The organism is Mesorhizobium sp. WSM4310, assembly GCF_007003935.1.
In the GTDB taxonomy this organism is placed as follows: domain Bacteria; phylum Pseudomonadota; class Alphaproteobacteria; order Rhizobiales; family Rhizobiaceae; genus Mesorhizobium.
Genome location: NZ_VFTA01000056.1, coordinates 22,127 through 29,033, shown reverse-complemented (window position 1 = coordinate 29,033; position 6,907 = coordinate 22,127). Strand labels below are relative to the sequence as shown.

The following is a 6,907-nucleotide window of genomic DNA, read 5'->3' as shown; positions in this document are numbered from 1 at the left end:
TCGCTCGACACCTCTCCCCCGATCGACGGGGGAGAGGAAAGGCCCCTTCCGCAACGGCTGCGGAGGACGGGCAGACAGGTGATGGGCAGCGCCGATGCTTGCAAGGAATCCTGAAGGCCCTGAGAAGAACGAGGCGGGATAAAGTAATCTGTTAAGCCAGCGCAATCCAATCTCCACCCGCAACGCGGTACGAACCAGCCGATGCAAAATCGTTTCCTGCCCTATCTCCTGACCTTGCCCAGCCTGTTCCTGGCGGCGGTCGTCATCTTCTGGCCGGTCTGGGACCTGATCCAGATCTCGACGCATGACGTCAACCGCTTCGGCCAGCTGCGCGAGTTCAGCGGCCTTGCCAATTTCGCCTCGCTTGCCGCCGATCCCGACTTCGTCGCGGCACTCTGGCGCACCGGTGTGTGGACCGTGCTGGTGGTCGGCGGCGCGCTGCTGCTGTCGGTGCCGGTGGCGATGATCCTCAACACCGATTTCTACGGCCGTGGCCTTGCCCGCGTCATCATCATGCTGCCCTGGGCGGTGTCGCTGACCATGACGGCGGTGGTCTGGCGCTGGGCGCTCAGCGGCGAAAGCGGCATGCTGAATTCGGCGCTGCTTGGCCTTGGCCTGATCGACCACAACATCCAGTGGCTGGCCAGCGCCGAGACGGCGTTCCCGATGCAGGTGCTGATCGGCATATTGGTGACGGTGCCGTTCACCACGACGATCTTCCTCGGCGGCCTGTCGTCGATCCCGGACGATCTCTACGAGGCGGCGGCGCTCGAGGGCGCCACGCCGCTGCAGCAGTTCCGCGAGATCACCTTTCCGCTGCTGAAGCCGTTCATCAACATCGCCATCGTGCTCAACACCATCTACGTCTTCAACTCCTTCCCGATCATCTGGGTGATGACGCAGGGCGGGCCGGCCAACTCGACCGACATCCTGGTCACCCACCTCTACAAGCTTGCCTTCCGCATCGGCAAACTGGGCGAGGCCTCGGCGGTGTCGCTGGTGATGTTCGCCATATTGCTGGTCTTCACCATGATCTATGTGCGGTTGGCGATGCGGGAGCAGCGCGCATGACCAGCAAACTCAAACGCACCATCGTCGCCTGGCTGCTTTTGGCGCCGCTGATCGTGGTGACGCTGTTTCCCTTCGCGGTGATGTTGCTCACCGCGGTCAAGCCGCGACAGGAGGTGCTGTCGCCGACATGGTGGCCAAGCGAGTTCCGCTGGTCGAATTTTGCCGACATGTGGGTGGCGACCGGCTTTGGCCAGGCACTGGCCAATTCGCTCTATGTCTCGGTCATCGCCACGGTCGGCGCCATCCTCATCTCCGTTCCCGCTGCCTACGCCATGTCACGTTTTCGCTTTGCCGGCTACGGCGCCTTCCGCCAGTTCCTGCTGATCTCGCAGATGATCTCGCCGATCGTGCTGGTGCTCGGCTTGTTCCGGCTGATGGCCGCCTGGGGGCTGATCGAATCGACGACGGCGCTCGGCTTCATCTACATGGCCTTCAACGTCGCCTTCACCGTCTGGATGCTGCAGAGCTATTTCGACACCATTCCGCGCGACCTCGAGGAGGCCGCCTGGATGGAAGGCGCAGGCCGCTGGCTGACCCTGCGCAAAGTGTTCCTGCCGCTCTGCCTGCCGGCCATCGCGGTCACCGCCATCTTCACCTTCATCAACGCCTGGAACGAGTTCGTCGTGGCGCTGACCATGCTGCGCAGCCAGGAAAGCTATACGCTGCCGATCCAGGTCTTTTCTCTCGTCGCCGGCCGCTACACGATCGAGTGGCATCACGTCATGGCGGCGACACTGCTGGCGACATTGCCGGTGGCGATCCTGTTCATCTGGCTGCAGCGCTACCTCGTGCGCGGGCTGGCGCTCGGGGCCGTCAAATAGAATTTGCATTCCACGGAGCCTACATGCGCATCTTCACCGCCTCGCTGGCGACGGAAACCAACACCTTTTCGCCGGTGCCGACGGACCGGGCATCGTTCGAGATGGCCTTCTATGCCGGACCGGGCAAGCATCCGGAGACGCCGACGCTGTGCTCGTCGCCGATCGTCGCCTTGCGCCGGCGCGCGGCCAAGGAAGGGTTGACCGTGATCGAAGGCACCGCGACCTGGGCCGAGCCCGGCGGCCTGGTGCAGCGGCAGACCTTCGAGGCGCTGCGCGACGAGATCCTCGATCAGTTGAAGGCGGCACTGCCGGTCGACGCGGTCATTCTCGGACTGCACGGCGCCATGGTGGCGCAAGGCTATGACGATTGCGAAGGCGACCTGCTGGAACGTGTGCGCGGGATTGTCGGGCCCGACGTGGTGATCGCCTGCGAGTTCGATCCGCACAGCCATCTGACGCCCAAGCGCGTGGCGGCATCCGACATCATGGCCTATTTCCTCGAATTCCCGCACACCGATTTCTACGAACGCGGCGAGCATGTCGTCGAGCTGGGGCTGGCCGCCGCGCGCGGCGAGATCAAGCCCGTCATCTCGACCTTCGACTGCCGGATGATCCAGGTGCTGCCGACCAGCCGCGAGCCGATGCGCTCCTTCGTCGACCGCATCAAGGCGCTGCACGGCAAGGACGGCGTGCTGTCGGTTTCAGTGATCCACGGCTTCATGGCCGCCGACGTGCCGGAAATGGGCACGCGCATCCTCGTCGTCACCGACAATGACAAGGCCGGGGGCGACGCGCTGGCGGAGCGGCTGGGACGGGAACTCTATGCCATGCGCGAAAAGACGGCGATGACGATGCTCGATACCGCCGACGGCATCGACCGTGCGCTGGCGGTGCGCGCCGAGAACCCCGGCAAGCCGGTGGTCATCGCCGACATATGGGACAATCCCGGCGGCGGCGTTCCCGGCGACGGCACCTTCGTGCTGCGTCAGATGCTGGTGCGTGGCCTCGACAGATTCGGCGTGGCGACGATCTGGGATCCGATCGCCGTCACCTTCTGCCTGGCGGCCGGCGAGGGCGCGGTCATCTACCTGCGTTTCGGCGGCAAGGCAGGGCCGCAGGCGGGTGAACCGATCGACGCCCGCGTCAAGGTGCTGAAGGCCGTTGCCGAGGGCTGGCAGAGTTTCGGGCCGAGCCGGGTGACGCTCGGTCCAACCGCGCTGGTGCGCATCGAAGGCACCGAGGTCGACATCATCCTCAACACCAACCGAACCCAGACTTTCGAGCCGGACATTTTCTCCAATATTGGCGTCGATCCGCTGGGCAAGGATATGCTGCTGATCAAGTCGACCAACCATTTCTACGCCGGCTTCGAGCCGATCGCGGCGGAGATCATCTACGTCACGGCGCCAAGTTCGTATCCCAGCAATCCTGCGGTGACCGATTACAGGAAGCTGACGCGCAAGATATGGCCAAGGGTTGCGGATCCTTGGAAGGCGTAAGGTTCTCCCTTCTCCCCTTGTGGGACAAGGTGTCGCCGAAGGCGACGGATGAGAGGTGCTCCAGCGGAGTGAGGCGTTGGTGTTCCCTGGAATACCCCTCATCCGTCTCGGCGCTGCGCGCCGATCCACCTTCTCCCACAAGGGGAGAAGGAAGAGGTGCTACACCAATCCGCGCTTCACCATCATCGCTTCCGGCGAAGGCATCTTGCCGCGAAACGCCGTGTAAAGCTCCTCGGGGTCCTTCGAGCCGCCAGCGGCGTAGATGTTCTTGCGCAGCCTTTCGGCCAGTGCCGGGTTGAAGGGATCGCCAGTCTCCTCGAAGGCGGCGAAGGCGTCGGCGTCCAGCACTTCCGACCACATGTAGGAATAGTAGCCGGCCGAATAGCCGTCGCCCGAGAAGACATGGCCGAAATGCGGGGTGCGGTGGCGCATCGCAATGGTGTCGGGCATGTCGAGTTCTTCCAACGTTTCGGCTTCGAAACGAAGCGGTTCCGCCGGCGCCTCGGGCCGGGCGTGATAGGCCATGTCCATCAAGGCGGAAGACGTGAATTCCACCGTGGCGAAGCCGGCGCCGAAAGTACGCGTGGCCAGCATCTTGTCGAGCAGCGCCTTCGGCATCGGCTTGCCGTTCTTGACGTGCAGCGCGTGCTTTTCAAGCACGGCCGGCACCGTCAGCCAGTGCTCGTAGAGCTGGGAGGGCAGTTCGACGAAATCGCGGCTGACCGAAGTGCCTGCAACTGACGGCCAGGTGACGTCGGTCAGCATGCCGTGCAGCGCATGGCCGAATTCGTGGAACAGTGTCTTCGCCTCGTCGACCGAGAGCAGGGCCGGCTCGCCGGCCGGCGGCTTGGCGAAGTTCATGATGTTGTAGATAACCGGCTTCGAGCCGTGGCCGAGTTTATAGCCGGACTTCAGCGCGCTCATCCAGGCGCCGGAACGCTTCGAGGGCCGCGCGAAATAATCGGCGAGGAACAAGGCACGCTCTGTGCCATCGGCATTTTTCACCACGAAGACGCGCGCGTCGGGGTGCCAGGCGGTGATGCCCTTCTTCTCCTCGAAGGTGATGCCGAACAGTTTGGTCGCGACGTCGAAGCAGGCGTCGATCACCCGGTCGAGCTGCAGATAGGGTTTCAGCTCCGCCTCGTCGAAAGCGAATTTTTCCGCGCGCAGCTTCTCCTGGTAGAAGCGCCAGTCCCAGGCGGCGAATTTCTCGTTGCTGCCGGCTTGCGCCGCCAGCCGCTCCAATTCCTTCTGGTCGGCGGCGGCCTTTTCCAGCGCCTTTTCCCAGACGGGATCGAGCAGGTCGTGCACCGCCTTCGGCGTCTTGGCCATGGTGTCGTCGAGCTTCAGCGCGGCGAAGGAGGCGTAGCCGAGCAGCCCGGCCTTTTCGGCGCGCAGTTTCAGCATGTCGCGCACCACTTCGGTGTTGTCGCTGGCGCCGCCATTCTGGCCGCGCATGGTGAAGGCTTTGAAGGCGATCTCGCGCAGGTCGCGGCGTTCCGAGAAGGTCGTGAACGGCTCATAGATCGAGCGCGACAAAGTGACGGCGTAGCGCCCCTTCTGGCCGCGCATCTCGGCGGCCTCGGCCATCGAGCTCTTCAGGAAATCCGGCAGGCCGGCAAGGTCGCCCTCGTCGAGGAACAGCGCCCAGTCGCGCTCGTCGGCCAGCACGTTCTGGCCGAAAGCGGTGCCGAGCGACGACAGCTCCTCATTGATCTTGGCAAGCCGCTTCTTGCCTTCGGCGTCGAGCTTGGCGCCGGAGCGGACAAAACCCTTCCAGGTCTTCTCCAGCACCCGCAGCGTCTCGGCGTCGAGGCCAAGGCTTTCGCGGCGCTGGTAGAGGTCGTCGATGCGGGCAAACAGCTTCTCGTTCATCGAGATCGCCGAAAAGTGCCTGGACATCTTCGGCGAGATGTCACGCTCCAGCGCCTGGATGGTCTCGTTGGTGTAGGCGCCGGCGCGGCACCAGAAGATCGACGAGACATGATCGAGAGCCTCGCCGCCGAGCTCCAGCGCGGCAAGCGTGTTGTCGATGGTCGGCGCATCCTTGTTGCCGGCGATCGCGTCGATCTCCGCCTCATGCGCCTTCAGCGCCGCGTCGAAGACCGCGGAAAAATCACCGTCGCCGATATGGGCGAAATCGGGCAGGCCGAGCGGTCCCTGCCACGCGGTCAGCGGATGGGCGGCGAGGTCGACGGCTTTCGTGGAGGGCATGGAGGGTCTTTCGCTGGCATCAAGAAGGAGGGAGTGTCACCGATGTAGGGCGCGGCCCACGAGGCCGCAATATGGCAGCTGGCCGATCCGCCTCAATAGGCTTCGCAGTTTTCGGCGACGGCCGCCTGCGAGCTGGCGGTGATGCGATTGCCGGCCACCGCGAAGGTTTCCTGCATCAGCATGTCATTGTCCGGGAAGTCGTAGCAGGCGATCACCGTGGTGATGCCGCCCTCGCTCTTCTCGATGCGGTGGCGGATCTCAGCGCCAGCAACCGCGCCTTTCCATTCGTCGAGCGCGGCGATGAATTCCTGCTTGCTCTGGACGACGCCAAGGTCTCCGAGCTTGATGCGGACGTCGTCGGCAAGCAGGTCGGCGAGTTCGGTGCGGTCGGCGACCAGCAGCGCCGAATACCAGCGGCTGATGATGGCGCCGTCATCGGCCCGCGCGGCAATGATCGCTATCAGGAGTGCGGCGGCGGTGAAGACGGCCGACCGGACGTTGCTCACCGGGCGCGCCTTACCGCTCATTCCGGCACCGGCCGCTCGAAATCGCCGGTTTCCTTGTTCATCACCCAGAGCTCACCGGTCGAAATGTCGAACCAGGCCCCGTGCAGCGACAGCCGCCCCTTGCCCTCGAGGATCGAGACACAAGGAAAAGTCCGGAGGTTGGCGATGGAATAGCGGATCGAGATGCGTTCAAGCGCTGTCTGGCGCTCCACCGCCGTCATGAAGGTGCTGGAGGAGACCGTTTCGGCGGCAGGCGCGATCAGGCTCATCCATTTGCCGATGAAGTCGCCGGGCGACAGCGGCGCGGCATTGGGGTCGAGCGCGGCGCGGATGCCGCCACAGCGGCCATGGCCCATGACGACGATGTTCTTGACCTTGAGGCTCTGCACCGCGAATTCGAGCGCCGCCGAGGTCGAATGGAACTCGCCGTCCGGCTCGTAGGGCGGAACCAGATTGCCGACATTGCGCAGCACGAAGAGTTCGCCCGGCCCGGCGTCGAAGATCGCTTCGGGGGCCGAGCGGGAGTCGCAACAGGCGACGATCATCGTCTCGGGGGCCTGCCCCTCGCGCGCGAGCTCGCGGTAGCGGCCGCTCTCGGTGAGGTAGCGGCCATTCATGAAATTGCGATAGCCGGCGAGGAGGTGATCGGGGAGATGAGGCATGGGCGGCTAAGGCCTTTCCGGGGTTGGAGGCGGCAGCTCGTTGCGGTCGAGAAAGCCTCTAGCGGCAAAAGCCCGTTGCGAGCAATGCAGAATTGTTGGGGCTGGTCATAAACGCCATGCACATAAGCGGGACG

Annotated in this window: 6 protein-coding genes; 3 read left to right on the top strand and 3 right to left on the bottom strand. The window is 64.2% G+C overall.

All coding sequences use genetic code 11. The annotated features are described in order from the left end of the window. Positions 1-201 precede the first annotated feature (201 nt). The 3 genes from FJV80_RS32470 to FJV80_RS32460 are packed head-to-tail and all read left to right on the top strand — an operon-like array spanning position 202 to position 3,391. Entirely contained in the window at positions 202-1,071 is an 870-nt protein-coding gene (locus FJV80_RS32470) for a sugar ABC transporter permease (protein ID WP_010912213.1), read from the top strand. Then, positions 1,068-1,892, top strand: coding sequence for a carbohydrate ABC transporter permease (locus FJV80_RS32465; RefSeq protein ID WP_142878343.1), 825 nt, complete (start codon positions 1,068-1,070; stop codon positions 1,890-1,892). The genes FJV80_RS32470 and FJV80_RS32465 overlap by 4 nt, the downstream gene beginning before the upstream one ends. 23 nt (positions 1,893-1,915) lie before the next feature. Continuing rightward, positions 1,916-3,391: a M81 family metallopeptidase gene (locus FJV80_RS32460; protein ID WP_142878342.1), complete on the top strand. Its 1,476-nt coding sequence runs from the start codon at positions 1,916-1,918 to the stop codon at positions 3,389-3,391. Positions 3,392-3,550: 159 nt separating this feature from the next. On the opposite strand, the gene FJV80_RS32455 is transcribed toward FJV80_RS32460, so the two are convergent. From FJV80_RS32455 to FJV80_RS32445, 3 genes are all read right to left on the bottom strand, one after another. Next, positions 3,551-5,605, bottom strand: coding sequence for a M3 family metallopeptidase (locus tag FJV80_RS32455; RefSeq protein ID WP_142878341.1), 2,055 nt, complete (start codon positions 5,603-5,605; stop codon positions 3,551-3,553). Between the two features lie 92 nt (positions 5,606-5,697). Beyond that, positions 5,698-6,132 (bottom strand): nuclear transport factor 2 family protein, encoded by a 435-nt coding sequence (locus FJV80_RS32450; RefSeq protein ID WP_142878340.1) that lies wholly within the window; start codon positions 6,130-6,132, stop codon positions 5,698-5,700. After that, a complete protein-coding gene (locus FJV80_RS32445; RefSeq protein WP_095774697.1) occupies positions 6,129-6,773 on the bottom strand; it encodes a carbonic anhydrase in 645 nt (214 codons plus the stop codon). The genes FJV80_RS32450 and FJV80_RS32445 overlap by 4 nt, the downstream gene beginning before the upstream one ends. Positions 6,774-6,907 lie beyond the last annotated feature (134 nt).